Source organism: Sphingomonas anseongensis (assembly GCF_023516495.1).
GTDB classification, from domain to species: Bacteria; Pseudomonadota; Alphaproteobacteria; order Sphingomonadales; family Sphingomonadaceae; genus Sphingomicrobium; species Sphingomicrobium anseongensis.
Genome location: NZ_JAMGBC010000001.1, coordinates 2,185,607 through 2,211,596, shown reverse-complemented (window position 1 = coordinate 2,211,596; position 25,990 = coordinate 2,185,607). Strand labels below are relative to the sequence as shown.

The window sequence follows — 25,990 nt, the reverse complement described above, 5'->3', positions numbered from 1 at the left end:
CCGCGACCCTCGTCACCTCATTTCGTCATCCCGGACTTGATCCGGCTCAGAACCTCTTCTGGTATTTCTCGCCCGGGATCGCCCGGATCGAAATGATGCGATCCACGACCATCAAATGTTCGTAATCGTTCTCATGCCCGAAATTGCCGGGCACCTTCGTTCGCCTGCCAATGAATTCAATCCGATGGACACCGTCGGGCAGATCGCGCAGCAGGTGCGCGTTTGCTGAAAACGTAAGCCACGTTCCTCGCGGTGCTTCCTGAAGTGAACCCTCGTTCCAATGACACTGCTGCCTTGTCGGCATTGGACAGAAATTCGACCACTCCCAACCGTGGTCCCAAAGTCCGCTCCACCGTTGCGCTGGCAACATCTCGAAGCAGTTCGGATCGTCCGGATCCCAAGCCGCCACACCCCCGAACCGCAGGTCGTTCAGGCAGCGCTCTTTCATGCCGGGATTTGCGGCGCGGATTTTCTGCATCTCAGCATCGGAGAATGCGGGCTTCCGATGGTCGCAGCCGACCAGCAGCAGGCTGATCGCGATGACAAACCAACCCCTCATGCGCGGAGCTTCGCTTAATCAAACATCAGTTTCAACCGCATGTACCCGCGCCAGCCTCTGCATCGGCCGCTTGACCAGGCTGACTTCCACTAGGTCGAGCTCCCGCAACTCCCGCAGCGATCCCGCCGCCCGTGCCTCCCGCACCCGATAGCCGAAGCTGAGCCCGCGAAGCCCACGGCGCACCAGCTCGCCGACCCGCTCGTCGACCACTCGCGCAATCACCCGAAGCCCGCGCTTGTCCTCGCTCAGATGCTCGACGCTCCCGACCGGTTGGCCCTTGTGCTGCAAAAGCAGCGGCACCTCGCCGGCGCGCTTCAGCGCCTCCGCGAACGCACCCTTTCGAACGACGTCGCCGCCGCTGTCCGGGCGGTCGAAGATCGCCGCATAGCCCGCGACCCTCATCCGCTCACCAGGTCCGTAAGCCGAAGCTTCACCGCGATCCCGATCAGCAGCATCGCCAGCGCGATCCGTACCAGCCACGTCACCACCGCGCGCCACGCGGTCCGCTTGGCGTCGCGCCACGCGGACAACAGCTCGCGCAATTCGTCCATGTCCCGCCGCGCCCGCGCATCGTCGAGCCCCAGCGCGCCCAGCGCCCTTCGCGCTCCGGACTGGCTCGATTCCTCGACCAGGGCGCGAAGCGTCACCACGTCGATCACTCGCCCGTCGGCCTGCGCGACCAGGGTCGCAAGCAACGCGTCGTTCGTCATTCGGCTTTCTCCGCAGAGAAGCCGAGCATCGCCCTCTTTTCCGAATCGCTCAGGAACCCAGCCGCGCCGACCTGCTCCCAGAGCTTCGCCCGGTCCTCGGCAAGCTCGCTGATCTGGTCGGTGTCGACCGCTAGGCGTACCGGCCCCATCCAGTCGCTCAGCATCTCCGACAGCGCGTCCAGGATCCGCGCCGCCATCGGCAGGATCGTCTGCCGATACAGCGCCCGCCCCGCCTCGCGGGCATTGGCATAAGTGGCGTCCCCCGGAAGCCCGACCAACACCGGGGGAACGCCGAAGGCGAGCGCGATGTCGCGCGCCGCGCCTTCTTTCAAAGCGACGAAATCCATGTCCGCAGGCGTCAGGCTCAGCGCCTGCCACTTCAGCCCGCCCTCGAGCAGCAGCGGCCGCCCCGCATTCTGCGTCCCCGAAAATTCGCTCTCCAGTTCGCTCTTCAGCCGAGCGAACTGATCGGGCGAAAGCAGCGCCCCGTCCGCGGGCTCATATGTCAGCGCACCGCTCGGCCGCGCCGCATTGTCGAGCAGCCCCTTGTTCCATCGGCTCGCCCGGTTGTGCACGCTGGCGGCGGCGATCGCCGCGTCCAGGCAGCCCATCCCATAATGGTCGTCGCGCGGGTGGAGCGAGCGGATGTGCGCAACCAGCGCCCGCCCAAGCCCGTCCTCCCTCGCCAGCCGCGTCGTGCGTCCGCCGGCGCGATATTTGTAAGCAATCGGCCATCCGTTCGAATCCGGCTCGACGCTGACCCGCTCCGGCCGAAGCATCGCCAGCTCGCCCGGCTTCTCGTCCGCATCGATCAGCACCTGCACATAGGCATTGCCGTGCAACAGGAGCGCCGCGCCGATGCCTTCCAGCAGTGCCCCGTCGACCAGCTTCGCCGCCGCCTCGTCGCCTTCCGCCGAATAGACGGTCAGCGACCCAAGCATCCCCGCGACCAGCCGCACCGCGCGCTGTCCGACCGGGTTGTTGCGATAGACCTCGTCGAACTGCGCCTCGTAAGAGCGCGCAAATCCCTCGCCGCCCGACGCGCCGAGCCAGGCAGGCACAAGCGCCCGCTGAGGCTCCGGCGCGCTCTTGCGGCCGAACCACCATGCCATATTTGCTCCTGATGTTGCGGCCTTGCTGCCGCCAATAACTAGCTGCCGAGATGCTTCAGGCAGCGCTCAATATGCTCGTCGAGAGCCTTCAAATACTTCCCGCCCACTTCAGGCCGGAAGCTTATGAGATCAACACTCCCCTTTCGACGATTGCAGTCGCCGCACGCAAAAACGAGGTTGTGCAAATAGTCGCCGCCGCCATCCTTCTTGGGCCGCAGGTGATCTCGAGTGCAATCCTGCGACAGTCTCTGTTTCGGCATGTGCTTCTCACAGTGAAAGCACTTCGCCCCATATTTCTCGAGCGCCGAGCGCAATGCCGCCGCAGCGCCTAGCTCCTTCTTATCATGCCCTACTTTGTAGAGCGGTGTGCCATTGCCATCGACACGCGAGAACTTGATCCGATTGTACGGTTCCTGGCTCGCCAGCGGATGCGCGGCCACAATTCGGTTCAACATACTCATCCGCGCAGTCTTGCCGATGAACTTTGAAAATTGCGTTTAAAGCCGCCGCACCCGCGGCAGCCCGCTCTTCGTCTCACCCAATTCGGTCATCGCCCACACCATCGCGTCGGCGCGGTCTGGAGACCGCCCCGGCCCTTCATATTCGCCGCCGGCGATCATTCCCGCCATCTGGTCCTCCAGCTTCGGGAAGCACCCCGCAAGGAACGCCTTGCCCGCCTCGAACCGAAGCGCGACCGGCTCCGCGCGCGCCACCTTGCCCTTCGACGCGTGGACCAGCTTCACCTTCACCGGACAATCGGCCGCGCGAAGAACGCTCGCCACCATCGCCCCGCCATTGTTCGCTTCGGCAACCACCACAGACGCGCCCCAGCGGGCGGCCGCTGCAGCGACGCGATTGGCCCAGCCTTCGGGGCTCAGCCCCTGCACCGTCTCGTCGGCGATCACGTAGAGCTCCTCGCCGCGTTTTCCCGCGACCACGATCCCGCACGCATCGACTCCCTCGCCGACCCCCGCCGGCGGGTCGACTCCGACCACGATCCGCTCGCAAACAGGCGCCGTCGACCGGCACCTCTCCATCAATTCCCGAGGCCACAGCGACCCCTCGATTTCCTCGATCAGCTCGCCGTCCAGCTCCTGCCGCCCGATCCGCGTTCCGCCATAGGTGGCGACCATCACCTCGACGAACCGTTCGTCCAGGTTGATGTTGTCCCCGGTCCGCCCGGTCGTCGTCACGGTCCACTTCTCGTCGCGGATCCGCTTCAGCAGCTCAATGCTCCTCGGCGTCGTCGTTACCAGCGCCCGCGGCCGGCTTCCCCGGCGAAGCCCCATCTGCAAGTTCATCCACGCCGATTCCGGGCTCCGCCATTTGGCGAGCTCGTCGCACCAGGCGAAATCATGCTCCGGCCCGCGAAGGCCTTCCGGATTGTCGCCTGAAAACAGCTGCGCCTCGCTCCCGTTGGGCCAGCGAAGCCGTCCCATGCTCGGCTCCCAGCTCACCCGGTGCCGCCGCCGCTTGGCGACGCTCAATATCCCGCTGACGCCCTCGACCATCACCCGCCGCGCTTCGTCGATCGTCGCTCCGACCAGCGCGATCCTAACGCCAGGCCTGCTGCGTGCGATCTTCTCCACCCATTCGGCGCCCGCGCGGGTCTTCCCGAACCCGCGCCCGGCCATCATCAGCCAGGTCCGCCAGCCCTCTGTCTCTGGCGGCAGTTGCGCCTGGTGCGCCCAGCTTTCGAAGTCCGCGTCCAGCGCCAGTACGTCGGCGGGAGTCATGCTCCAGATGATGCGCCGCTGCTCCTCGGGAGAAGCAGCGAGCAGGGCGCGGATCAGGTCGCGCTCCGTTCTATATTTCACCGTCAGTCCCGGTTGCGCAGCCGCTGCAGTTTCTTGAACAGCCGCTCCCGGACCTCCTCGATCTCAACCTCAGCCGGCTCCTCGATCGCCTCAATCGCGCTATCACGGTGCATCTTCAGCAGGTGCATGGCGATCTGGTTCGGATACTCACGCATCCGCTCCTCGGAACCATCCTTGCGGACCACGATCTTCTCGGTTCCGTTCAGTGCACGGTCGAGCATCACCAGCTCCAGCCGCTGGTAGGCGGTCGCAATTGCCTCGGCCCAACCGGCGCGGAATGCCGCCACTTTCTTCCTGCGAACGTAGGCGGCCGTCAGCGATATGCCCGCCGCCTCGGCCGCGACCGTGACGTTGCAGGTTTCGCTGAGCGCCGAGAGAAACTGCTTCTCTCTAGCCCGCGTCCACTCGCGCCTGCGGGCCTTCCTGACGATCGGCCTGGCGCCGCCGGCAACAACCAGCTCCTTCGACTTGCGCCCGCCTTTGCCCACTCGCTGTCTCCACAAACAAAAAGGCCGCGCCTCGTGTGAGGCCGGCCCGACTCGGATTCTTCGACTGTGACAGGATGTACCGAAACAGCGTCACGCTGTCAAGGGTTTTTTACCTAATTGGTACAAAACTGGTGTGGCTACTCCTTACCGGCGGCGTTTTCCTGGTTGGCCTGGGACTCATCGGATCCGGGCGCGACGCCCAGCTCGGCGAGCGGCTCCTTGGGCGCGTTGGTGATTTCGTTGCCGACCGTCGCAGCACCGTCCTGGCTGCCCGATCGGCTGGCGATGCTTGCGAGGAGGACGAGAAGGAATGCGATAGCGAGCCCGGTCATTCCCACGCGCACCCGCTGCGCCGTGCTTCCGGCGCGATGCTCAGTAAGGCCGGTTCGGTGGGGCATCGTCGACGAAGCTATGGCTGGCTTCGACAATATGCAAGTTGCGAACAGCAACTGCTCTTGACGAACTTCGGTCCGGCGGCGAAACCGCCCGGCATGACTCGCATCCCGCTTCTGCTCGCACTTGCTGCAACCGCTGCGCTCGCCGGTTGCAAGAAGGAAAACCACACCATCATCGCCGGTCCTGACGGTGACGCCGCCAACCAGGCGCCGCCCACCAACGGCCCGATCGTCCTCCCGCCGTCGATCGCGTCCAGCAAGATCTACCGCTGCAAGGACAACAGCGTGGTCTACATCGACTGGCTGTCGGACAATAAGTCGGCCAACTTCCGCGCGAACCAGACCGACGTTCCGGTCACGCTCGCCACTACGGAAGCCGGCAAGCCGATGACGGCGCAAGGCTATTCGCTTACCGGCACTCCGGAAGGCGGCACCATCACCCTCGAGCGTCCTGGCAAGGGGAGCCAGAGCTGCAAAGCCTAAGCGCTCACTGACATCGAATTTGACCCCGCGGCGGAAACGCTGCGGGGTTTTTCTTTACCTCCTTGACGACGGTCCCACCGGGCCACAGGCTCGGTTCCAAGGGGGAGCATCCATGCTGATCGACCGGCGCGGCTTTGCGAAAGGGGCGGCCGCTTTTGCTGCCGCTGGAGTATTCAGTGGAAAGGCCGCGGCCCAGCGGCTCGTTGCGGGATCGCCCCAGGCCCGGGCGCTTGCCGCCATCCGCGACTATGCGGAGGCGCATCGCCGCTACCTCAATCTTCCCGGAATGACCGTCGGAGTGACCAGCCCCAGCGGCTTCGCGACGTCGCTCAGCGTCGGGTTTGCCAATGCCGAGACCCGCGCCCCGATCGCTCCCGACACGCTGGTTCAGATCGGCTCGATCAGCAAAAGCTTCCTCAGCGCGCTTCTCCACCAGTTCGCTCAGGAAGGCCGCTTCAAGCTTTCCGACCGGATCGTCCGCTTGCTCCCGGAAACGGCGCTCCCGCGCACCAGTCCGATCGAGGTGCAGCACCTGCTCGACCACGTCGCCGGGTTGCCCGGAGATCCGCCGCTCTTCGTCCGCGGCGGTTTGTGGACGGCCTATGCGCCGGGCAAGCACTGGCATTATTCGAACACCGGCTACGACCTGCTAGGCCAGCTCGCCGAACATTTCGGGAAGAAACCGCTCGACCGGCTGCTCGCCGAGCGGATTTTCGAGCCGCTGGGGATGCGCCTTACCCGAGGTGCAATCACGTCGGGCGAACGGCTGCTCTACGCGCAAGGGTATGAGGCTGCCGACGAGACCGTCCCCTTCGTCCGGGGAGCGCCTTTCGCCCAGGCGCCCTGGGTCGACGTTACCACCGGCGCCGGCTGCATCGGCTCGACCGCGTCCGACATGAATCACTATCTCCGCACCCTCGCCAACGCGGCCAAAGGCCTCGGCGGAATGGGTCTCGGCGCGAAGGAAGCGCTCGCCTACGTCACTCACAAGGTGCCGAGCGACTCTCCGGAAATGGCCTATGGGAACGGCCTGATGCACGTCGAGGACAAGGGCCGCCGCTATCTTCATCACACGGGCGGCATGGTGTCATTCGCTTCGTCATTCCACGTCGACGTCGACAATGGCGTGGGGGCGTTCGCCAGCTCCAATGTCAGCGCCTTCCTCGATTATCGACCTCGCAAACTGACCTTCTTCGCCGTCCAGGCACTTGCCGCGGCCGAGGCCGGGCAGAAGCTCCCCGACCCGCCCGCGCTGGAGCCCAAGCTTCCCGAGGCCGCCGACTATGTCGGGATCTACCGGACAAGCACGGGCCGCAGCTTCGAGGTACGCGGCGGGCCCAGGCTGACGATAATCTCGAACGGCAACGAAGCCCCGCTGGAACCCGCCGGCGAAAATTCCTTCCGCACTCTCCACCCCGATTTCCGGGCCTTCACCTTGATGTTCGAACGCGGCAACGGAAAGGCGATCGTCGCTCACTGGGGTCCGCAAAGCTTCGTTCGCGAAGGGGTCATGGCGAAACTGCCGGGAAGCGATCCGGCCCTCGCTCGCCTCGCGGGCCGCTACGTCAACGACAGCCCGTGGTGGGGCACGACGATCGTCGTCGAGCGCGGCGGCAAGCTGTGGATCGGTACCGACACCCCAATGACGCCGGTCGGAAAGAATCGCTGGCGGGTGGGGGAGGAAAGCTGGAGCCCGGAACGCGCCTCCTTCGCCGATTTCATCGACGGGCAGCCGCAGACCTTCGTCTTCTCCGGCGTCGAGTTCGCGCGGCAGGACACGTGAGGCGAGCCTAGCCCGCGCTCGCGAGGGCGGCTAAGGGCGCCCCCATGGACGTCGCCGAACTCTCCCGAATCACGCCCGAAATCGTCGCCGAGCACGGCCTCAACGACGAGGAATATCAGCGTATCCTGAAAGCGCTCGGCCGGGAGCCGAACCTGGTCGAGCTGGGGATCTTCTCGGTGATGTGGTCGGAGCATTGCTCCTACAAGTCGTCACGGGTGCACCTGAAGAAGCTTCCGACCGAGGCCCCCTGGGTGATCCAGGGCCCCGGCGAGAATGCCGGCGTGATCGATATCGGCGACGGCGATGCGGCCATCTTCAAGATGGAGAGCCACAACCACCCGTCCTACATCGAGCCCTACCAGGGGGCGGCGACCGGGGTCGGCGGAATCCTGCGCGACGTCTTCACCATGGGCGCTCGTCCCGTCGCCAACTTGAACGCGCTCCGCTTCGGCTCGCCCGACCACCCGAAGACCCGGCACCTCGTCGCGGGCGTCGTCCACGGGATCGGCGGCTACGGCAATTGCGTCGGGGTCCCGACCGTCGGCGGCGAGGTCAATTTCGACGAAAGCTACAACGGCAACATTCTCGTCAACGCGATGACCGTCGGGGTCGCGAAGCAGGACAAGATTTTCTACTCGGCCGCCGCGGGCATCGGCAATTCGGTCGTCTATGTCGGCTCGAAGACCGGGCGCGACGGAATCCACGGCGCAACCATGGCGAGCGCCGACTTCTCCGAGGACAGCGAGGAAAAGCGCCCGACTGTCCAGGTCGGCGATCCGTTCACCGAAAAGCTTCTGATCGAAGCCTGCCTCGAGCTGATGGCCTCCGACGCGATCGTCGCCATCCAGGATATGGGCGCCGCCGGCCTCACATCCTCCTCGGTCGAAATGGCGAGCAAGGGCGGCGTCGGAATCCGCCTCGACATGAACAAGGTGCCGTGCCGCGAAGAAGGCATGACCCCGTACGAGATGATGCTCTCCGAAAGCCAGGAGCGGATGCTCATGGTCCTCAAGCCCGGCCGCGAGGCCGAGGCGGAAGCCATCTTCCGCAAGTGGGAGCTGGATTTCGCGGTGATCGGAACGGTGACCGACACTGGCCGCATGGAGCTCGTCTGGAACGGCGAAACCGTCGCCGACATCCCGCTCGACCCGCTCGCCGACGAGGCGCCGCTGTACGAGCGCCCCTATGCTGCGCCCAAGGCGCCCGCGCCTTTGACCGACATCCCCGAAAGCGCCGACCTCGCCGCCGACCTCGTCGCTCTGATGGGGTCCGCCGCTCTCGCCTCGCGCCGTTGGGTCTGGGAACAGTATGACCAGACGGTCGGCGCCGACACGGTGCAAAGGCCGGGCGGCGACGCCGCGGTCGTCCGGGTCCATGGGGCGAAGAAAGCGCTCGCGATCACCACCGATTGCACGCCGCGCTATTGCTTTGCCGACCCATTCGAAGGCGGCAAGCAGGCCGTCGCCGAAGCCTACCGCAACCTCTGCGCTGTCGGCGCGAAGCCGCTTGCGATCACCAACTGCCTGAACTTCGGAAATCCGCAGCGGCCGGAGATCATGGGGCAGTTCGTCGGCTGCGTCGAAGGCATCGCCGAAGCCTCCCGCGCCCTCGACTTCCCGGTCGTTAGCGGCAACGTCTCACTCTATAACGAGACCAAGGCCGACGACGGGTCGTCGCTCGCGATCTTGCCGACCCCCGCCATCGGCGGTGTCGGGCTTCTCGACGATCATTCGACGATGGCCACCATCGCCTTCAAGCAGCCGGGCGACGTCCTGGTCGTCATCGGCACGCGCGGAGGCCACCTCGGCCAGTCGCTGTGGCTTCGACAGATTCATGATCGAGCCGACGGCCCTCCGCCGCCGGTCGATCTTGAGGCGGAGCGCCGCACCGGCGAGTTCGTGCGCGAGCAGGCAAGGCTCGGCGCACTCAGCGCCGTCCACGACGTCTCGGACGGCGGCATCGCCGTCGCGATCGCCGAGATGGCGCTTGCCGGAAACGTCGGGGCGTTGATCCAGCCGTCAGGCCCGGGCCATGTCGCACGCCAGTTCTTCGCCGAGGACCAGGGGCTGTACGTCGCGACGATCGATGACGGACACCTTCTCGATTTCCTCACGGGCGCCGACGCCGCGGGAGTCGAGGTCGAGCCGATCGGCCGGACCGCCGGCAAGCGGCTGATCTTCGAGCTTGCCGACCGCGATTTCTGCATCCCGCTCGATCAGCTCCGCGCCGCCCACGAGGGCTTCTTCCCCAGGCTGATGGGCGAGGACGCGGCTCTGGCCTAGACAGCGCCGGGGACCGCGCTAGCCTCGCCGCGAAAAGGGGGGCTGCTCATGTGGAAGCCGATCGCGCTGGCGACTCTCGTAAGCGGAATGCTCGATATCCTGCTCGCGATCGGGCTGACGCTGGCCTACGGGCGCGAACCCGCCAACATGCTTCGGTCGGTCGCTTCCGGCGCCTTCCCGGCCGCCGTGGACATGGGCACGTCCGGAGCGATCCTCGGCCTGCTCGTCCATTTCGCGCTGATGGCGATCATGGCGACAGCGTTCGTGCTGCTGGTTCGGTCGCGGCCGGTGCTTCTCGAAACGCCGTGGAGGACCGCGCTCGCGTTCGGCGTCATCACCTATTTCGCAATGAACTGGCTGGTCGTCCCGCTCCGCTTCGGAACGCCGCTTCCGCCCAAGACGATGTCGATCGCAACCCAGCTGTTCGCCCACATCGTGCTCGTCGCGATCCCGTTCGTCCTTATCGCCCGCCGCTTCCTCAGGGCCGCTCCTGAATAACGTTGCGAATGGTTCGCATTATCGTTATATGCCGGCAAATGATCCTGTGCGTCTGCAACGCCATCACCGAGAGCGAAGTTCGCGACCTGGCCCGCGCCGGCGCCCCAACGCCCGAACAGGCCTATGCCGCGCTCGGCCATGAGCCGCAGTGCTGCAGTTGCCTCTCCTACGCGCAGAAGCTCATGGACGAAGAGCGACGGGCTCACCCCAAGCTTCGCGCCGTCGCCTGACTTGACCCTCTTCCCGCCGCGGCGCATGTGGCCGGGGCGACGCGAGGAGGCCGCGAATGAAGGGCGACCCGAAGGTCATCGAGCTACTGAATGAAGCGCTCAAGAACGAGCTGACCGCGGTCAACCAATATTGGCTCCACTACCGCCTTCTGGACAACAAGGGCGTCAAGCGGCTGGCCGAATTCGAGCGGTCCGAATCCATCGACGAGATGAAGCACGCCGACAAGCTTGCCGAGCGCATCCTGTTCCTGGACGGGCTTCCCAATTTCCAGATGCTCGGCCGCTTGCGCATCGGCGAAAGTGTCGAGGAGATCCTCCGCGCCGATCTCGAGCTGGAGATGGAGGCGCTGGACCAGCTCAAGCCCGCCATCGCGCATTGCGAAGACGTCCGCGATTACGTCAGCCGCGACCTGTTCGCCGAAATCCTCGAAAATGAGGAGGAGCATGTCGATACTCTCGAACAGCAGTTCGAGATGATCGCGAGCATGGGCATCCAGAACTACGTCCAGCTTCAGTCAGAGGCCGCGAAAGACTAGGTCGCCGAAGGGGGCGGCAGGTGGCGACGGCTTCATCCGACCGGATCGTCAGCCTCGACCTCATCCGCGGTATCGCGGTGATGGGGATCTTCTCCGTCAACATCGTCGCCTTCGCGATGATCCAGGCCGCCTATCTGAGTCCCCCCGCATACGGGGGCTGGCACGGGGCCGACGGCCTGGTCTGGGCGCTCAACATGCTGCTGGTCGACGGCAAGTTTCGAACCCTGTTCTCGATGCTCTTCGGTGCCTCGATGCTGCTCGTGATCGAGCGCGCGGAGCGGTCCGGGCAGAACGGCTGGACCGTCCATTGGCGGCGAATGGCCGTGCTTCTCGCTATCGGCGCCGCCCATGCCACCCTGATTTGGCACGGCGACATCCTCACGCTCTATGCGACCACCGGCTTCGTCGCCTATTTCTTCCGCCGGATGCCGGTCCAACGGCTCGCCGGCCTCGGCCTGTCGCTCTCGCTGTTCAACCTGCTGCTGTTCGGGGCGATTGCGGCGACCCTCGTCCATCAGGACCTGGCCGCCCACGGCCCTCATCCCGACGCCGAGACCCTGCGCAACTGGAACGCGAACGCGGGCTCCTTCTTCCCAACGGCCAAGGCAATCGCGCAGGACAAGGCGATCTATGGCGGGTCGTGGCTTGCGATCGTCGCCCATGAGGCGAGCAGTGTCGCGCAGATCATCACCAACAACCTCGTGCTCCTGCCCGACACGCTGGGACTGATGCTTCTCGGCATGGCCGGGTACAAGTCGGGCTTCCTGACGGGCGAGTGGAGTGACGATCGCTACCGCCGCGTCGCAGCCTGGGGCATCGCCCTCGGGCTGGCCGGTTTCGGTGCGTTGGTCGCGGCGGATTTCGCCACGCGCTTCTACGTGCCGCTCGTCCTTGGCGGCTTCATGGCGGCGATGGTCCCCTTCCGGCTCGTCATGGCCTTCGGCTACGCCGCGCTGATCGTGCTTCTGTTCCGCCGCCCGAGCGCGCTTCGCGCCCGCTTCGCTGCTGTCGGGCGAGCCGCCTTTACCAACTACATCGGCACCTCGCTGGTGACGACGCCGATCTTCTACGGCTGGGGCCTTGGGCTTTACGGCAAGCTCGGCCGGGCCGAGGCGTGGCTGCTTGTGCCGCTGGTCTGGGCGTTGATGCTCTTGTGGTCGAAGCCGTGGCTCGACCGCTTCACCTACGGACCGTTGGAATGGCTGTGGCGCTCGCTCGCCCGAGGCAAGCTGCAGCCAATGCGAAGGAAGCCGGACGCTCCGGCGGCCGCGGCCGCCTAGATCCGGCCGAAAGTCTGGTTGTTTGCCTTACGGCCGAAACCGCTGGCCGCAGGCCGCGAGCGCGACAGCAGCGGATTGGTCGCCTTGTCGAACAGCTCAACCGTCTGCTCGAACATCTTACGAAGCTCGACCACCTCGGGCACCAGCTCGTCGGGGAAGCGGCGGGATTCGACGCAGAACCGCGCCGTCGTCTCGATCAGCTCGGCGATCTTGGCCATGGGCTCGGCACCGAGCTGGCGCGATTCGCCCTTGAGCGTGTGCGCCGGGATGACGAGCGCAGCAGTGTTCTGCTCGCGCATCGCCTGTTCGATCTGGCTGACCGACTTGGCGCCGTCCTCGCGGAAATAGCCGAGGATTCGAATGAAGCCCGGCCCGAGCTCGGTCCGGCTACGCTCGAAATGCACCCAGTCGACGATATCCTGGTCGTCGCTCACCCACTTCTCCTTGGCGCCCGGCGTCCCGGGCACTCGTCCACTAGCCTCCAGTTAGCGCGCGAACGGTAAATTTAGCCTTAGCGGGACTGGTCGAACGGATTCTTGGGCGATCGCAGTGTCATGCGCAGCGGCACGGGCCCCAACCCAAGCTCCCGCCGCATCGAATTGAGCAGGTAGCGGCGATAGCTTTCCGGAAGCTCGCTGACCCGAGTCCCGAAGACGACGAAGCTCGGCGGCCGTGATTTCACCTGGGTGATGTAGCGAAGCTTGATCCGCTTGCCCCCGGGAGCCGGCGGCGGATTGGTTTCGATCGCCGCCTCGAACCAGCGGTTGAGCTCGCCCGTGCCGATCCGCCGCGACCATTGCTCGCGAACCTCGAACGCGGCTCCGATCAGCTGGTCGATCCCCTTGCCGGTCTTGGCGGAGACGGTGAGCACGGGAATGCCCTTGATCTGGGCCAGCCCCTCCTCGAGCGCCGCCTTCACTCCGTTGAACAGCGACGAGGCATTCTCCGCCACGTCCCACTTGTTGATTGCGATCAGCAGCGCCCGGCCCTCGTCGATCACCTGCTCGGCGATCCTGAGGTCCTGCGCCTCGAGGCCGCGGGTGGCGTCGAGCAAGAGCACGACGACTTCGGCCATGTCGATCGCGCGGCGAGCATCGGCGCTCGACAGTTTCTCCAGCTTGTCGGTGACCTTCGACCGCTTCCTGAGGCCGGCAGTGTCCACGATCTTGACCGGCCTGCCCTGCCATTCCCAGTCGATCGAGATGGAGTCGCGGGTTATGCCAGCCTCCGGTCCGGTGATCAGCCGCTCCTCGCCGACCATCCGGTTGACGAGCGTGGACTTGCCCGCATTCGGCCGGCCGATGATCGCGAGCTTGAGGGGAGCGCCCGAGTCGGGCTCCTCGTCCTCGATTTCCGGCTCATCCGCACCTTCGCGTTCGAGGAGCGGAAGAAGCGCTTCGAACAATCCGGCAATCCCCTCGCCATGCTCGGCGCTGATCGCAACCGGGTCGCCGAGGCCTAGCCGATAGGCGTCGAGCACTCCCGCCTGGCCCGATCGAGCCTCGGCCTTGTTGCCGACAACCACGACAGGCGTCTTGCTGACCCGAAGCCAGCGTCCGATTTCCTCGTCCAGCGAGGTGATCCCTTCGCGCGAATCGAACAGGAACAGGGCAACGTCAGCCTCGCGAACCGCGGCCTCGGTCTGCTTGCGCATCCTCCCCGGCAGCGTCTGCGGGTCCTCGTCTTCATAGCCAGCGGTATCGATGATCCGGAATTCGAGCCCGAAAAGCTCAGCCTCGCCCTCGCGGCGGTCGCGGGTCACGCCCGGGCGGTCGTCGACCAGCGCCAGCTTCTTCCCGACGAGCCGGTTGAACAGCGTCGATTTCCCGACGTTGGGACGTCCGACGATTGCGACGGTGGGAAGCGGCATTGCGCCTCTCTAAGGCCGCGCCGCCAGCCGTCCACCCTCCGCTTTAGCGGAACGCGTGCAACCGCCCGTCGTCGTCGAGAACGTAAAGCATGTTGTTGGCGACCACCGGCGGCAGGCTGACGCCCGCCTTCAGCTCGGTTTGCCCCTGCACCGCTCCGCGGTCGGGATCGACGAAGATCAGCGCGCCTTCGCTGCTAGCGACGATCAGCCGCCCGCCCGCAAGGATCGGCCCGGCATAGCTGATCGGCCCGTTCTTGCTCTTGGCGTTGCGGAATTCGGGAAGCTGGGTGATCCAGCGAATCTTGCCCGAGGCCCTGGCGATCGCCATCAGCTTGGCGTCGTCGGTAACCACGAACAGCCAGTCGCCGGCGACCCAGGGAGTCGTGATTCCCGCGAGGTTCAATTCCCACATGCGCTGGCCGGTGATGAGCTCGAGGGCAACCATCCGGCCGCCCTGTCCGATCGCGATCACCTGGCCGTTGTCGATCACAGGATCGGCGTCGACGTCGGCGAGCGAGGAGACGCTGGTCCGGATGCTGGTCCGCGCGAGCGCGTCCTGCCAGACCACTCGGCCGTTCTCGTAGCGGTAGGCATTGAGCTCGCCGGAGGAGAATCCGGCAACGATCGTGCCCTGTGCATAGGCCGGTGAGGCGACCCCGAAGATTCCCGCGATCTCGAGCGCCGCAGCGGCGCTCCAGTTGGTCGAGCCGTCCGTCAGCTTGAGCGAATAGAGCTGGTTGTCCTGGCTCATGACATAGACTGCGTCGCCGCCCACGGTCGGCGATCCGCGAAGCGGTCCGCCGGGACGAACCTGCCAGACGATCCCGCCGTTCGTTGCGTCCAGCGCCGCGACGAAGCCCAGTCCGTTGGTCGCGTAGATCCGCCCGTTCGAATAAGCGACTCCGCCGCCGTAGAGCGAAGCGTCGTTACCCCTCTCGGTGCCGAACTGGCTGGCCCAGACGGTCGCTCCTGTCTGCGCGTTGAAGGCGCGCACGGTCGCGGTGGTGTCAATCGTGTAGACGCGGCCGTCGGCGACGATCGGAGCAGCAGCGAGGCGCGCCGCGACACTCGTTCCCTGGCCGATGGACACGGCCCAGGCCTGGTTGAGGGTGCCAGGAAGGGCGACGTGGCCCGGGTTCTTGGATTCATTGCCCCCGGACTGCGCCCAATTGGCGTTCGTCACGGGCGCCGGAAGGCTCATCGGAAGCGCGGCCGTCGCCGGATCGACGGAAACGTTGGTTTCGGTCGCGAGTACCGCGATCCGCTCGCCGACGACCGGAGTCGAAGGCTTGCCCTTCTTGAAGATCCCGCATCCGCTAGCGGCGAGCGCCGCGGCAATCAGGAATCCAATCTTCAGCTGCTTGCGGTTCATTCACTTGTTCCTGGCTGGCTCGCCGGCGGTGCGGCGGCAGTGATGTCGATGCCGAGCGTGCCGGCGATTTGCTGAGCGCGGTTGCGGAGCGTTTCCGGCACCTCCAAGTTCGTCGCAATCGCGGCGAACAGGCGGCCGGCCTTGTCCTTCTGGCCCTGCTTCAAATAGGCCATCGCGGTCATCTCGCCCGCGGTTCCGAACCAGGCGTTGCCCGGCTTGGCGAGCGGCTCGAGCCTGGCGATCACCTCCTCCGGCTTGAGCGTATCGAATTCGAGGGCGGTCGAGCGGATCGTCGCGGCGTCGCGATAGGGGTCGGGAATGCCCTTGTCGTTCACGATTGCCCTGTATTTGCCTAGCGCCGTGGCCCGGTCGCCGGAGTCGAGCGCGATGGCCGCATCAGCCATCAGCGCGACTGCCCGAACGACGTCGTTGCCCGAATCCTCGAGCGGCTTGAGGCGGGTCTTCGCGCCTTCGGCGCCGCCGCTTCCGATTTGCTCGTAAATCTTGGTCAGCTCTTCCGACTGCGCCTGCGATTTCTCGATCTGCTTCTGCTGCCAGTAGAGATAGCCGCCGACGGCAGCGAGGAAGAGAATGAGAGCAGCGATCAGCCACTTGCCATAGGTCTTGGCGAAGCTTTGCAGCTGGTCCCGCCGCAGGTTCTCGTCCACCTCGCGAAGGAAGGCCTGGTTGGGTTCGTCAGGAGTGTCGGGGGTCAGAGCCAAGGATGCCTCAACTTACGAAGACCGAACGGCCGTTGCGGAGCCGCTTCCCTCCCCCACGGGAGATGAACGGAAGCTGGCGGCGCTTCGTCTAGCCGCTGCGGTGGGAAAGGCAAAGGGGCTGGGCACGCTCAGCCGGCGCTTACGTCCTTCACATTGTCGTCGCTGTTCCGGTCTACGTAGAAATTATACGGATCCACGCCGGCGAAGCTGGGCTTCGCCTTGCTCCGGATCACGATTCGCTGGTTGCCGTTGCGGATCCTCTCGTGGCCGATGACGATCACGTCCTTGGCGGAAAAGGCGCCGAGCCCCGGGCGGGCGGTGAACAGCCCGACCTCGATCGGCTCGTCGAGCTTGGCCTTGGTCTCATCGCCCTTGCCGTTCGCATAGACCTTGCCGGCCGACACCGTCAGCGTCGTCTCCCACTCGCTGCCGACCTTCTTGGTCACCGCTTCGCTGACCTTGAGGTCATAGAGCGTGATCTTCTCGAACAGGTCGGTGATCAGCTGCTGCTGCTCGGGCGTCTTCGCTTCCTTCCGGAACTCGTCGATCAGGTCGACGGAGCGAAGATAGGGCGCGCCCTTGAACCGGAACCTCGCATCGAAGCGCGCGAGCGCCCGGTTGACCGCATCCTCGCCCAGCCGCTCCTGGAGCAGGTACATCGCGACCGCGCCCTTGCGGTAATGGATGTAGGGCTGGTTCTCGACCCGCTCGAGCGGAAGCTCCTCGACCGCCTCGGCTTTCCGCCCGCTCAGATAATTGTCGAGCTCATATTTCAGGAAGCGGCGGATCTTGTCCGGGCCGTAGAGGTGCTTCATCACCATCAGCGCCGAATATTGCGCTAGCGTCTCGCTGGTGATCGTCCCGCCCTGCATGTCGGCGCCAATGACCTGGTGGGCCCAATATTGGTGGGCCATTTCGTGGGCGACGACATAGGTGGTGAAGTCGATCTTCTCGGGATCGTTGGTGTTGGCGTTGAAGCCGATCGATTCCGAATAAGGCATCGTTCCCGCAAAGGCCTGGGCGAAGCTCGCATAGCCCGGGAATTCGATGATCCGGGCATAGTTGAACTGATAGGGCCCGAAGTTCGCGCGATAATAATCGAGCGCACTGCCCATCGCGTTCAGCATCTTCTGGACGTTCCAGTCGTGGCCCGGGTGGTAGAAGACGCTGAGCTTGATGCCGTTGTGCTCGCGGGTCGCCTGCTCATACTTCGCCGACTGGATCGAGAAGAAGTTGAGGATCGGCGCCGGGCTGACGAACCGCGCGGTCCGCCGTCCGTTGCTGGTCGTGTCCGAGGTTCGGTTGCCCGGCGCGATCGGGATCTGGTCCGCATCCGTCGTCAGCGTGATGTCGGACATCACCCAGTCGGCGTGGATGTAGTTACGCGCCGTGGCCTTCATGTCTTCCAGCTTCGCCGGGCGAAGCTCTGGCGGAAGGCCCTGGCGGCGGCGCTGGGTGCGATCGCTGAGCAACCCGTTGCGGTCCATCCCGATGACCGGCGCGAAGGAGAAATTGTTCGCGAACGTGCCGTTCTCGATGATGTCCGTCTCGGGCCGGCCGGCGCGGAAACCGCGGTGCCAGATCTGCGAAGCGAAGTTCAGTTGCGCCGATGCGCCGGGAGCAAGCGGCGTATCGAAACGGTAAATCCGATAGGCGAACTTGGGGTCGTCCTGGATTAGCCGCGCGCCCTGGATCGTCAGGTTGGTGAACTTGGCGTCGCGATCGCCCTGCCGAACATGCACCTCGCTGATCGGCGCGCTGGTCTTGTTCTGGAGCAAGTAGCTGCCGGTCGCGACCAGTTTCTTCTCGTTCGGGAACAGCTTGACGTCCAGGGATACCCTGGTGACCGCCGGCATCGGCAGGCTCTCGAACTTCAAATACTTCCGCTCATACTCGGCCTGGTATTTCTCGACGTCGTCCGACGTCTGGTAGCGGTTGAGAACCTTGATGTTGTAATAAGCGTAGGCGCCAGTCGCGGCCATCGCGACAGCAGCGGTGCCTAGCACCGCAAGCGAGGTCGCCGACGCATTGCGCCGCATGCGCCGCAGCCTCACGCGAAGCGAAAGATCGGTCCCGCGCGGCCACAGCAGATGAGCGACGACGATCAGGATCACGGCGAAGCAGAGCCAGTAGAGCTGGAACACGACCGAGCCGAACCAGAAGCTTCCCTGGCCGACGAAGTCGCTCAGTGGAACATTGGGCCCTTCGCCGTAGCGGTAGAGCGGGTCGGAATAACCCATGTTCTGGAGGAAAATCCCCGCGACGAACCAGACGAACAGGATTGCCCAGCCCGCATATTTGTTGGGGCTGAGCACCTGAACGAAGACGGCAAGCACCGCGATCAGGAGGCCGTCCACGGCTGCGGGCAGGATGAACCATGTGATGAAGTCGCCGGCCCCTAGCTCGCGAGCGCCGTTCAGCACTTCGTAGAGGATGCCCGTGAGAAGGCCGGTCGAGTTCACGATGAGCAGGACCACGAAGATCGCCAGGATCTTCGGGACAGTCATCACCCAGCTCGCGACGGGCGTTGAATCGAGGATCTCGTTGACGTTTCGGTCACGCTCCCGCCAGACCAGCTCGCCGCCATAGAAGGCCGCGATCAGAAGCAGGGTCACTCCATAGCCCCCGCGGACCATGCTCACCGTCGCCGACACTGTCGGGTGATCCGACGTTCCGTAGGTCGACGGGCTGAACCAGAGCAGGACCGAGCTCAGTCCGACTCCGAACAGCGTCAGCACGATGAGGCCGGGGCTGGTCAGCACCTGGCGCATCTCGATCCGAAGGCGCGACACGAATTGCGCCCAGCGCGACGGCTTGAGATCACGGGCAGTGAAGGCCCCGCCGCCAAGCTTCGGCGCCACCTTGGATGCCACGCCTTCGCGCGCTTCGCGCTTTGCCATCCGCCTGAGGCGCCATTTCGACGGCGCGCGCTCGGTCATCGTGAAGGTCCACAGCGTGAAACCGAGGAACGCCAGCCCGAGAAGCACCGCGAAGATGCGGTTGAACAGCAAGGTGCCGCTCAGCTCGACCAGCCGATTGTTCATTTCCGACTGGGTCCAATAGCGAGTGACCTGTCCGAGAGCGGCGGTGCCCAGGGGCTCCCACTTTGCAGCGGTCTCTCGATATTCGATCTTCTGGCCGACGATGCTGGAGGTGATCAGATAACCGATCACCAGCGCGACGGTGCCGATATACGCCGCCATCATCGACCTCAGGCGCGTCGCCAGCGCAAACAGGATGGCGCTGGTCAGGAAGATGTTGGGAATGGCGAAGATCAGGAACGGCCAGCCGTAATATTCGAACTTCTGCGGGCCGATCGTTTCCGGATCCACCCAGGGCATCATCGACCCGAAGGCCATCCCGAGCGGGATCGCGACGTAACCCAGAAGGGCGATGATGAAGCCGCCGAGGAATCGCCCAAGGATGATCTGCGTGGGCGAAACAGGCGTCGATCGGACGATCGGCGCAAAGCCGCTGCTGTCGTCGCGAACGATCGCATTGGCGACGAAAGCGGTGACCACGAACAGGTAGAAGAGCGAGAAGACCGAGGTCGCGACCGCGATCGCATAAGGCGCGTTTTCGTGGACTGCACCGGGGGTCCCGATGCTGACGTTCTCACTCGCGGTGATCCCGAAGCCCAGAAGGAAGAAGATCGCCACGGCGACCCAGAAAACCGGGTTCTTCAGCTGGTAGCGGATTTCGAACCTGGTGATTCCCAGCAGCATTGCCCCGCCCTCCCGCTCAGGCCGCGCGGCGGAGGGTCGAGAGCGTCGAGAAATAGACGTCCTCGAGCCCTCCCTCGACCGGCTCGAAGCCTTCGGGCTTCTTGTCGGCCAGCACGTGGACGATCGTGTTTCCGGCGAACAGCCGGGTCGAGATCACCTCATGGGTCTGCTGATATTGCTCGAGCTCGAAATGGGGAATCGTCTTCTTCCACACCTTGCCGCGGGTCGAGGCGATGAGCTCAAGCGGCTTGCCTTCAAGCTGCACTCGCCCGTTGGCGAGGACCGCCATCCGCGGGCACAGGTCGGCAACGTCCGCCACGATATGGGTCGAAAGGATTACGACGACATTGTCGCCGATCGCCGCGAGCAGGTTGAGGAAGCGGTTGCGCTCCTCCGGATCGAGGCCCGCAGTCGGCTCGTCGACGATGATCAGCTCGGGGTTGCCGATCAGCGCCTGCGCGATCCCGAATCTCTGCCGCATCCCGCCGGAGAAGCCGGCCAGCGACTTGTAGCGCACGCCCCACAGGTTGGTCTGGTTGAGGAGGGTCTCGACGACCTGCTTGCGCTCCGACGCCGAGGTGATCCCCTTGAGGATCGCGACCTGGTCGAGCATCGAATAGGCCGAAACGCGCGGATAGACTCCGAAATCCTGGGGAAGGTAGCCGAGCGTCCTTCGAAGCCGCTGCGGCTCGGCGAGAACGTCGATGTCGCCGAAGCGGATCGTGCCCGATGTCGGCTCCTGGAGAGTCGCGACGGTCCGCATCAGCGTCGACTTGCCGGCCCCGTTCGGCCCGAGAAGCCCATACATCCCGCGTGGGATCGAAAGGCTGACGTCATCCAGAGCGACGGTGCCGTTCGGATAGGTGTGCGACAGGTTCTGGATTTCGAGCATCGTTCCCCCCGGAGAGCTGAGCAACGAGGCCTAACTGGCTGATTTCAGACTAGCAACCGCCGGTTGGCAGATTCGACGAACGGCTGTGGGGCTTATGGTTATTCCCGGCGCCCTATCGAACTCTCGTCCACTTCTGCGACTTGCACCCGATGCCCGCGAAAAGGCAGCCGCGCGCCACGACCGTATTCTCGTCCTGGACAGTGCCGGTGCCGGTAAGGACCTTGTTGAGATCGGGGACGAACACCTTTCCCTTCCACACCTTCGGGCTGACTTCACGGAATTCGCGGAAGAGCTCGGTTCCGACGAGGTTCGGCGTCCCGCCGCGCGCGGAATCTGCCTTGGCCTTGTCGTTCGCCCAGACGACGGTCCCGCAACGGGTCTTTCCGCAGGGATGGATTCGCACGTGAACGCTGTTCGACGGGTTGCGCAAGACCAGGTCCTGACTGCTCTTCTGGGCAAGGGCCGCCGGCGGGGACAGGAGACAGGCCGTCCCAGCCAAGGTCGCGACCCGAAGCAGATAACGCATACTTCCCCCTGTCTGTGAGGGAGACGAAGTAGGCGCAGGGCCCAGCTGGCAAAATCGGCATAATGCTGGAGGCAGCGCCAAAGGGCGGACCTCCGCCCCTAGCTTCGCGCTAGCTTTTCGGCCGGTAAGTTTGCTCGCTGGACGGGAAAGTCCGCGACCGCACTTCCTCGGCATATTTCTGGGCCGCGCCGGCGATTTCTCCGGCGAGGTCATGATAGCGCTTCACGAAGCGCGGGGTACGCTCGAACAGGCCGAGCATATCCTCGGTGACGAGGACCTGCCCGTCGCACTGGGCCGACGCGCCGATCCCGATGACCGGAATCGCGACTTCCTTGGCGATCCGCGTGGCGAGTTCTTCCATCACCCCTTCGACCACCATCACGAAGGCGCCGGCATCGGCGACGGCGACGGCGTCGGCCAGGATCTTGTCCGCCTCCATCCCTTCGCGGCCACGCACGCCGTAGCCGCCGAGCACGTTCACCGCCTGCGGAGTCAGCCCGACGTGGCCGATCACCGGGATTCCGCGGTGCGTCAGGAAATCGATGGTCTCCGCCATCGCTTCGCCGCCTTCCAGCTTCACGGCCGCGCAGCCCGTCTCCTTGAGCACATGGGCGGCGCTCGCGAACGCCTGCTCGGGCGATTCCTCATAGCTTCCGAACGGCATGTCGACGCCGACCAGCGCGTGCCAGCTTCCGCGAACCACCGCGGCGCCGTGAGCGCACATCATGTCCAAGGTCACGGGAATGGTCGAGGGCAGGCCGTAGATTACCTGGCCGAGGCTGTCGCCGACCAGGAGCATGTCGCAATGCGGGTCGAGCAGTTGTGCCATGCGCATCGTGTAGGCGGTGAGCATCACGATCGGCTGCTCGGTCTTGCCTTCAACCTTGCGCCCGCGGATCGAAGGGACCGTGGTCCGCTTTCCGGGGACCGGCGACGGCGTCGCCCGGCTGGTATCGGTATCGATCGTCACTTTGGACATCGGCGGGCTTCTACGGGTCGGCGGCGCTTCAGCCAAGCCCGCTACGGAAACGCATTGGCGATAATGCGGAACAACAAAGGTCCGCAAAAGTCGGGCGTGCAGGTGCGGCGCTCGATCGGGTGCCGTGGTGAGTGAATTGGAGTGACAATGATGATGGATCGTCACCTGCTGACCGATCTTGGCCTTGCCGCCCTGATCGCGATCCCAGCGGTGCTCCCAGCAGCACCGACCCCCCGAAGCGTCGACAGTCATGTCGCCGCGGCCCAGTCGTCGGTCGCGATGGCGGACTTGAGATCGGACGCGGCCCGCGCTTCGCAGGCCCAGGGCTAAGCGACGCTAACGGAGCCAGCCTCGCTTCGCCGAGTGGCGAGCGAACCAGAAGATCGTCCAGGTGATCGCCGCGACCGCGATGGCGACTGCCAGGTCGTTGGAACTGATCGTCTCACGCAGGTTGGGAACCAGAAGCAGGCCCGCCAGCCAAACCACCACCGCAGCCAACGATATCAGCATCAGGGGTTGGGCAAGCTTGCGTCGAAGCAGGAGCATGAGTGCTCCGGCCAGCCCGATCCACACAGCAATCGCATAGGCGGCGGTCAGCCAGACGGGCTCCGCATCGAACGCCGCCCGCTGGTCGAGCGGAAGCGAAGCGGGGTCGGCGGTGACGTGCATGAGATAGGTTACGCAGCCGAGCGCCATGAACAGGAGCGAGGCGATCGCACCGGCCCAATACCAGCGGGCGAGCGGCCGCCGCGAATAGAGATTGTCGCGCATTGTTCCCCCCTGCAGTCGGATGCAGGATAGCAGACGAACGGCCTTTCGCCAGCGGATCAGCCTTCGATAACGACCTTCGTGCCGACCTGGGTGAGGCCATAGAGGCGCTCAGCGAACTTCAGCGGCAACCGGACGCACCCGTGGCTTGCCGGATAGCCGGGGTTCGGTCCCGCGTGGAAGGCGATGCCCTTGGCGTCGTACATCTGCATGAAGGGCATCGGCGCATTGTCATATTTGCGGCTGTAGCCCTTCACCTTCTTCAGGCGCACCTGCCAGAAGCCGAGCGGCGTTTCGCGGCCCTTCTTGCCGGTGGAGGCAGTTGCAACTCCCACAAGCTTGTCGCCGCGATAGACGTAGAAAAGCTGCTGGAGCCGGTCGATGACGACCTTGGTCTCGCCGTCCTTCGGCACCTCGGCCGCCCATTTATATTCCCCGGGCTTGAGAGTCAGGGGGCCGAACAGCGCGACTGCGTCCTTGTGCGCCTGGGGCGCGGCGCCTTGGCTCCATTGATAGGGTAGCTCGAGCGACACAGGCGGTGGCGGCGCAACGGCCACGCGCCTCGGCGCGGTCGAGCAGCTTGCGAGCAGCGCAGCGACGGCCGCCGCGACGGTCCATTTGATCACGGTCCTCATGGATCAGTGAAACAGCCGAAGCGGCGGCTTTCGTCAATCCGTCGGTAAACGCGAAATTAGCGGTTAACCGCGAAAAAATGCAGCGGGGCCGGAACTTGGTCTCTGCCGCCGCGCTTGGACAGGCCCAGCAGGAGTAAGCCGGTGCCTCAGTCCGTGACGCTTTTTCGAATGATCCTTCCGGAGCATACGTGCCCCTATGGTGTGCGGGCTGCGGAGTTGCTCGACAGCGCGGGGATCCGGTTCGAGGACCGGGTCCTTCGATCGCGCGAGGAGGTAGACGCGTTCGAGGCCGAGCATCAGGTCGACACCACCCCGCAATGCTTTGTCGACGGCGAACGGATCGGCGGGTCGGAAGAGCTGGAACGCTGGTTGGAAGCCCAGGCGGCCTAGTCGCGCACCTGCTTGGCAAAGCGCGCGCTGGTCCGGTCGTACCCGTTCCGCTCCCAGAAGCGGTGTGCGTCGGTTCGCCGCAGGTTGCTGGTCACCTCGACAAGCTGGCAGCCTTTGTCCGCAAGCATCCGCTCCGCCGCGGCGACCATCTGCGCGCCGATGCCCTGGCTCCTGAAAGTTTCGTCGACCACCATAAGGGATATTCGCCCCACGGGGGCCGGCCGGTGGAGCACCAAAGTCATCGAGGTGGTCAGGCAGCCGACCACCCCATCATCCATCTCCGCCAGCAGGGCGCAATGACCTGCGGCTTCGATTTCGGCGAGACGGGATTCGACCTCCTCGGCCGTCACTGGATAGCCAAGCTCGTCGATCAAACGCGCCATTGCTTCGGCATCACCCGCCGTCGCGATGCGGATCCGGGCCTCGCTCACAATGTCAGCGCGGCCTCAGCGGGCTTGTCGGTTTCCATGCGGGAGGCTGCGGGTCGTCTGCCACTCGCTCGACGAGCTTGTAGAAGAAGCGGTTGAAATCGGCCGCGGCCTTGAAGTCCATCGGCTGCTTCAGATCGTCCTGCGGCTTGTGATAGCCGGTGCGGTACCAATGGCGGTAGATCTGCTCGCTCTTCGTTCCGGGCCGATAGCCGAACACGAAGTTCACCGCCGGAATGCCGGCCTGCATGAACGGCCAATGGTCGGTCCGGCGGAGCAGGTTCCGCTCCGGCTCGGGATCGTTTTGCACTGCGATTCCAAGCCCGTTGGCAACGGCCCGCGCATCTTCGCCAAGGCTGCTGTCGTCGAGCCCGTGCACGGTTAGCAGCTTGAGCGGGAAGATCGGCCGCAGCTGGTCGAGATTGATGACACCGGCGATCCGCGACAGCGGCATCGTCGGATGAGCGACGAACCAGCGCGACCCCAGCAGCCCCTTCTCCTCGCCGGTCCACGCGGCGAATATCACTGGTCGCTGGAATGGCTTTCCGTGCCTCCGCTCGGCGAGGCGGATCAGAAGCGCCACATAAGCGGCGTCGTCCAGGGTCCCGTTGTATAGCCGGTCGCCATTGACCGGCTCGCCGTAGCCGTAGCCGTCGAGATGGGCGCCGAGCAGGATCGCCTGGCCGGCGAGCTTCGGGTCCGACCCCGGAAGAATCCCGACGACGTTCGGCGATGCGATGTCGCGCTGGCGTATCGTGAAGCTGGCCCTGAAACGCTCGCGAAGCGAGAAGCTCGGCAGCGGCTTTCCCGAAGCGCCGTCGCGGATGAGGACATTCCCCTTTTTCGAAACGGTCGTCAGCAGCTTCCCGAGAGAGCCCGCGTTGAGCGTCATCCTGAGGAACGGATCGCGGTCGGGCTTGGCATCCGCATGGGTGACGGTGCGTGCATAAGCATAGGGCCAGCGCGGCGGCTCGACCGCGAATCCAGGGTCGGCGATCGTCAGGATCCCGACAGCCCCGGCAGCGCGAACTGCCTTCTCGCGCTCGGCGCCACTGGGCAGCCCTTCGCGATGCGTTCCGTGGCAGACGACGATCGCGCCCCGCGCGTTGCGAAGCGCGCCGGGGGCGCAATAGCCGCCGTAATAGAGAGGCGCGTCGACGCGCGCCGGGGTAGCCGCGTTGGGGGAAATCGTAAGGTCGTGAAGGAAGACGAGCGGGCGGGCGCCGGCCCGGATCGTTGCTTTGGTGATGGCGATCTCGTGCATGGGCACCGTCTGGAACCAGCCGCCGTTCTCGCCTGCAGGCTTAACCCCCGCTGCCTCGAGCCTCGCAGCGACTAGCTTCGCCGCGCGAAGATAGGCCGCCGAGCCGGTGTCGCGCCCTTCCATCGCATCGTTGGAAAGCTCGCTCGTGGTGCGCCACCATTCGGTGGTGTCGGCATCCATCTTCGGCCCCGCCCCTCCGACAAGGATTGAGACGGCAATGGCAATCGCAAGCTTCACAGACATAAA

29 protein-coding genes are annotated in these 25,990 nt (G+C 65.0%); 9 read left to right on the top strand and 20 right to left on the bottom strand.

All coding sequences use genetic code 11. The features are described from left to right. Positions 1 to 46: 46 nt before the first annotated feature. The 8 genes from LZ519_RS11425 to LZ519_RS11390 form a co-directional block, all read right to left on the bottom strand. Positions 47 to 559 (bottom strand): hypothetical protein, encoded by a 513-nt coding sequence (locus LZ519_RS11425; protein ID WP_249868792.1) that lies wholly within the window; start codon positions 557 to 559, stop codon positions 47 to 49. A gap of 18 nt (positions 560 to 577) precedes the next feature. Further along, a complete protein-coding gene (locus tag LZ519_RS11420; RefSeq protein ID WP_249868791.1) occupies positions 578 to 961 on the bottom strand; it encodes an HK97 family phage prohead protease in 384 nt (127 codons plus the stop codon). Then, positions 958 to 1,269: a DUF6127 family protein gene (locus LZ519_RS11415; protein WP_249868790.1), complete on the bottom strand. Its 312-nt coding sequence runs from the start codon at positions 1,267 to 1,269 to the stop codon at positions 958 to 960. Before LZ519_RS11415 ends, LZ519_RS11420 begins: the two co-directional genes overlap by 4 nt. Beyond that, the gene (locus LZ519_RS11410; protein WP_249868789.1) at positions 1,266 to 2,381 is read right to left on the bottom strand and encodes a phage portal protein; all 1,116 of its coding nucleotides are present in this window, start codon (positions 2,379 to 2,381) and stop codon (positions 1,266 to 1,268) included. Before LZ519_RS11410 ends, LZ519_RS11415 begins: the two co-directional genes overlap by 4 nt. A 38-nt stretch (positions 2,382 to 2,419) precedes the next feature. Continuing rightward, the gene (locus LZ519_RS11405) at positions 2,420 to 2,842 is read right to left on the bottom strand and encodes an HNH endonuclease (protein WP_249868788.1); all 423 of its coding nucleotides are present in this window, start codon (positions 2,840 to 2,842) and stop codon (positions 2,420 to 2,422) included. A gap of 36 nt (positions 2,843 to 2,878) precedes the next feature. Continuing rightward, positions 2,879 to 4,198 (bottom strand): DNA-packaging protein, encoded by a 1,320-nt coding sequence (locus tag LZ519_RS11400; protein WP_249868787.1) that lies wholly within the window; start codon positions 4,196 to 4,198, stop codon positions 2,879 to 2,881. A 2-nt stretch (positions 4,199 to 4,200) separates the two neighbouring features. Then, positions 4,201 to 4,686, bottom strand: coding sequence for a hypothetical protein (locus LZ519_RS11395; RefSeq protein WP_249868786.1), 486 nt, complete (start codon positions 4,684 to 4,686; stop codon positions 4,201 to 4,203). 137 nt (positions 4,687 to 4,823) lie between these two features. After that, positions 4,824 to 5,084 (bottom strand): hypothetical protein, encoded by a 261-nt coding sequence (locus LZ519_RS11390; RefSeq protein WP_249868785.1) that lies wholly within the window; start codon positions 5,082 to 5,084, stop codon positions 4,824 to 4,826. Positions 5,085 to 5,177: 93 nt separating this feature from the next. Here LZ519_RS11390 and LZ519_RS11385 point away from each other — a divergent pair, with 93 nt between their 5' ends. From LZ519_RS11385 to LZ519_RS11695, 7 genes are all read left to right on the top strand, one after another. Then, positions 5,178 to 5,564 carry a hypothetical protein gene (locus LZ519_RS11385; RefSeq protein ID WP_249868784.1) on the top strand — a complete coding sequence of 129 codons (387 nt, stop codon included), beginning with the start codon at positions 5,178 to 5,180 and terminating at the stop codon, positions 5,562 to 5,564. A 112-nt stretch (positions 5,565 to 5,676) separates the two neighbouring features. Beyond that, entirely contained in the window at positions 5,677 to 7,347 is a 1,671-nt protein-coding gene (locus LZ519_RS11380) for a serine hydrolase domain-containing protein (RefSeq protein WP_249868783.1), read from the top strand. A 44-nt stretch (positions 7,348 to 7,391) separates the two neighbouring features. Beyond that, entirely contained in the window at positions 7,392 to 9,629 is a 2,238-nt protein-coding gene (gene purL, locus LZ519_RS11375; protein WP_249868782.1) for a phosphoribosylformylglycinamidine synthase subunit PurL, read from the top strand. A 48-nt stretch (positions 9,630 to 9,677) separates the two neighbouring features. After that, the gene (locus tag LZ519_RS11370; RefSeq protein ID WP_249868781.1) at positions 9,678 to 10,127 is read left to right on the top strand and encodes a hypothetical protein; all 450 of its coding nucleotides are present in this window, start codon (positions 9,678 to 9,680) and stop codon (positions 10,125 to 10,127) included. A 38-nt stretch (positions 10,128 to 10,165) separates the two neighbouring features. After that, positions 10,166 to 10,357 (top strand): (2Fe-2S)-binding protein, encoded by a 192-nt coding sequence (locus LZ519_RS11365; RefSeq protein ID WP_249868780.1) that lies wholly within the window; start codon positions 10,166 to 10,168, stop codon positions 10,355 to 10,357. 56 nt (positions 10,358 to 10,413) lie between these two features. Next, positions 10,414 to 10,893: a bacterioferritin gene (gene bfr / locus LZ519_RS11360; RefSeq protein ID WP_249868779.1), complete on the top strand. Its 480-nt coding sequence runs from the start codon at positions 10,414 to 10,416 to the stop codon at positions 10,891 to 10,893. A gap of 20 nt (positions 10,894 to 10,913) precedes the next feature. Continuing rightward, the gene (locus tag LZ519_RS11695; RefSeq protein WP_249868778.1) at positions 10,914 to 12,173 is read left to right on the top strand and encodes a DUF418 domain-containing protein; all 1,260 of its coding nucleotides are present in this window, start codon (positions 10,914 to 10,916) and stop codon (positions 12,171 to 12,173) included. On the opposite strand, the gene LZ519_RS11350 is transcribed toward LZ519_RS11695, so the two are convergent. The 8 genes from LZ519_RS11350 to panB all read right to left on the bottom strand — a co-directional run bounded on the left by LZ519_RS11350 (position 12,170) and on the right by panB (position 22,259). Further along, complete coding sequence (locus LZ519_RS11350) at positions 12,170 to 12,607, bottom strand: Hpt domain-containing protein (RefSeq protein WP_249868777.1); 438 nt, start codon at positions 12,605 to 12,607, stop codon at positions 12,170 to 12,172. The genes LZ519_RS11695 and LZ519_RS11350 overlap by 4 nt on opposite strands. A 77-nt stretch (positions 12,608 to 12,684) precedes the next feature. After that, positions 12,685 to 14,043 carry a ribosome biogenesis GTPase Der gene (gene der / locus LZ519_RS11345; RefSeq protein ID WP_249868776.1) on the bottom strand — a complete coding sequence of 453 codons (1,359 nt, stop codon included), beginning with the start codon at positions 14,041 to 14,043 and terminating at the stop codon, positions 12,685 to 12,687. Positions 14,044 to 14,086: 43 nt separating this feature from the next. After that, positions 14,087 to 15,415, bottom strand: coding sequence for an outer membrane protein assembly factor BamB family protein (locus tag LZ519_RS11340; protein WP_249868775.1), 1,329 nt, complete (start codon positions 15,413 to 15,415; stop codon positions 14,087 to 14,089). Next, on the bottom strand, positions 15,412 to 16,137 hold the full coding sequence (locus tag LZ519_RS11335; RefSeq protein WP_249868774.1) for a tetratricopeptide repeat protein: 726 nt from the start codon (positions 16,135 to 16,137) through the stop codon (positions 15,412 to 15,414). Before LZ519_RS11335 ends, LZ519_RS11340 begins: the two co-directional genes overlap by 4 nt. Before the next feature lie 128 nt (positions 16,138 to 16,265). Continuing rightward, positions 16,266 to 19,862, bottom strand: coding sequence for an ABC transporter permease/M1 family aminopeptidase (locus LZ519_RS11330; protein WP_249868773.1), 3,597 nt, complete (start codon positions 19,860 to 19,862; stop codon positions 16,266 to 16,268). Positions 19,863 to 19,878: 16 nt separating this feature from the next. Then, positions 19,879 to 20,754, bottom strand: coding sequence for an ABC transporter ATP-binding protein (locus LZ519_RS11325; RefSeq protein WP_249868772.1), 876 nt, complete (start codon positions 20,752 to 20,754; stop codon positions 19,879 to 19,881). Between the two features lie 112 nt (positions 20,755 to 20,866). After that, complete coding sequence (locus LZ519_RS11320) at positions 20,867 to 21,280, bottom strand: DUF2147 domain-containing protein (RefSeq protein ID WP_249868771.1); 414 nt, start codon at positions 21,278 to 21,280, stop codon at positions 20,867 to 20,869. Between the two features lie 109 nt (positions 21,281 to 21,389). Continuing rightward, positions 21,390 to 22,259, bottom strand: a complete 870-nt coding sequence (gene panB, locus LZ519_RS11315; RefSeq protein WP_249868770.1) for a 3-methyl-2-oxobutanoate hydroxymethyltransferase — start codon at positions 22,257 to 22,259, stop codon at positions 21,390 to 21,392. A gap of 147 nt (positions 22,260 to 22,406) precedes the next feature. On the opposite strand from panB, the gene LZ519_RS11310 reads away from it, so the two are divergent. After that, the gene (locus tag LZ519_RS11310) at positions 22,407 to 22,589 is read left to right on the top strand and encodes a hypothetical protein (RefSeq protein ID WP_249868769.1); all 183 of its coding nucleotides are present in this window, start codon (positions 22,407 to 22,409) and stop codon (positions 22,587 to 22,589) included. A 6-nt stretch (positions 22,590 to 22,595) separates the two neighbouring features. On the opposite strand, the gene LZ519_RS11305 is transcribed toward LZ519_RS11310, so the two are convergent. Then, entirely contained in the window at positions 22,596 to 23,030 is a 435-nt protein-coding gene (locus LZ519_RS11305) for a hypothetical protein (protein ID WP_249868768.1), read from the bottom strand. A 56-nt stretch (positions 23,031 to 23,086) separates the two neighbouring features. Continuing rightward, a complete protein-coding gene (locus tag LZ519_RS11300; RefSeq protein ID WP_249868767.1) occupies positions 23,087 to 23,662 on the bottom strand; it encodes a L,D-transpeptidase family protein in 576 nt (191 codons plus the stop codon). 141 nt (positions 23,663 to 23,803) lie between these two features. Here LZ519_RS11300 and LZ519_RS11295 point away from each other — a divergent pair, with 141 nt between their 5' ends. After that, positions 23,804 to 24,052: a glutaredoxin domain-containing protein gene (locus LZ519_RS11295; protein ID WP_249868766.1), complete on the top strand. Its 249-nt coding sequence runs from the start codon at positions 23,804 to 23,806 to the stop codon at positions 24,050 to 24,052. On the opposite strand, the gene LZ519_RS11290 is transcribed toward LZ519_RS11295, so the two are convergent. Both LZ519_RS11290 and LZ519_RS11285 read right to left on the bottom strand, forming a co-directional pair. Beyond that, a complete protein-coding gene (locus LZ519_RS11290) occupies positions 24,049 to 24,435 on the bottom strand; it encodes a GNAT family N-acetyltransferase (RefSeq protein ID WP_249868765.1) in 387 nt (128 codons plus the stop codon). The two genes, LZ519_RS11295 and LZ519_RS11290, sit on opposite strands and share 4 nt — an antisense overlap. A gap of 52 nt (positions 24,436 to 24,487) precedes the next feature. Continuing rightward, complete coding sequence (locus LZ519_RS11285; protein WP_249868764.1) at positions 24,488 to 25,981, bottom strand: M28 family peptidase; 1,494 nt, start codon at positions 25,979 to 25,981, stop codon at positions 24,488 to 24,490. Positions 25,982 to 25,990 lie beyond the last annotated feature (9 nt).